Consider the following 1,364-nt stretch of genomic DNA (forward strand, 5'->3'; position numbering starts at 1 on the left):
AAGGTTGAGCTGTGACGTGGAGCCCGTAGGGCGAAGCACCGGATTTCACGCTGCCAAGAAAAGCCTCTAGTGAGGAGGTCGGCGCCAGTACCGCAAACCGACACAGGTAGGCGAGATGAGAATTCTAAGACGCGCGGGATAACTCTCGTTAAGGAACTCGGCAAAATGGTCCCGTAACTTCGGGAGAAGGGACGCTTATGGCAACATAAGCCGCAGTGAATAGGCCCAAACGACTGTTTAGCAAAAACACAGGTCTCTGCTAAATCGCAAGATGAAGTATAGGGGCTGACGCCTGCCCGGTGCTGGAAGGTTAAGGGGATGTGTCATCGCAAGAGAAGCACTGAACCGAAGCCCCAGTAAACGGCGGCCGTAACTATAACGGTCCTAAGGTAGCGAAATTCCTTGTCGGGTAAGTTCCGACCCGCACGAAAGGCGTAACGATTTGGGCACTGTCTCAACGAGAGACCCGGTGAAATCATAGTACCTGTGAAGATGCAGGTTACCCGCGACAGGACGGAAAGACCCCATGGAGCTTTACTACAGCCTGATATTGAGGCTTTGTACGCGATGTACAGGATAGGTGGGAGTTTGTGAAGCCGGAGCGCCAGCTTCGGTGGAGACACCCTTGGGATACCACCCTTTGCGTATAGAGTCTCTAACTCGCAGCCGTGATCCGGCTGGAGGACCGTGTCAGGCGGGTAGTTTGACTGGGGCGGTCGCCTCCTAAACAGTAACGGAGGCGCCCAAAGGTTCCCTCAGAATGGTTGGAAATCATTCGAAGAGTGCAAAGGCAGAAGGGAGCTTGACTGCGAGACCTACAAGTCGAGCAGGGACGAAAGTCGGGCTTAGTGATCCGGTGGTTCCGCATGGAAGGGCCATCGCTCAACGGATAAAAGCTACCCTGGGGATAACAGGCTGATCTCCCCCAAGAGTCCACATCGACGGGGAGGTTTGGCACCTCGATGTCGGCTCATCGCATCCTGGGGCTGGAGTAGGTCCCAAGGGTTGGGCTGTTCGCCCATTAAAGCGGTACGCGAGCTGGGTTCAGAACGTCGTGAGACAGTTCGGTCCCTATCCGTCGTGGGCGCAGGAAATTTGAGGAGAGCTGTCCTTAGTACGAGAGGACCGGGATGGACGCACCGCTGGTGTACCAGTTGTTCCGCCAGGAGCATCGCTGGGTAGCTACGTGCGGACGGGATAAGTGCTGAAAGCATCTAAGCATGAAGCCCCCTCCGAGATGAGATTTCCCTTTGAGCAATCAAGAAAGACCCCTCAGAGACGATGAGGTAGATAGGTCATGGGTGGAAGCGTGGTGACACGTGGAGCTGAATGATACTAATCGGTCGAGGCTTTGATCTAGTCTA

The 1,364-nt window shown here is 54.9% G+C and carries 1 rRNA gene; it reads left to right on the plus strand.

From position 1 onward, the window contains the following. Positions 1–1,359 (plus strand): 23S ribosomal RNA (locus tag KNP04_RS15190); the annotation flags it as partial. Between the last annotated feature and the right edge of the window lie 5 nt (positions 1,360–1,364).

This window comes from Exiguobacterium sp. CH10, assembly GCF_018617635.1.
GTDB classification, from domain to species: domain Bacteria; phylum Bacillota; class Bacilli; order Exiguobacteriales; family Exiguobacteriaceae; genus Exiguobacterium; species Exiguobacterium aestuarii_A.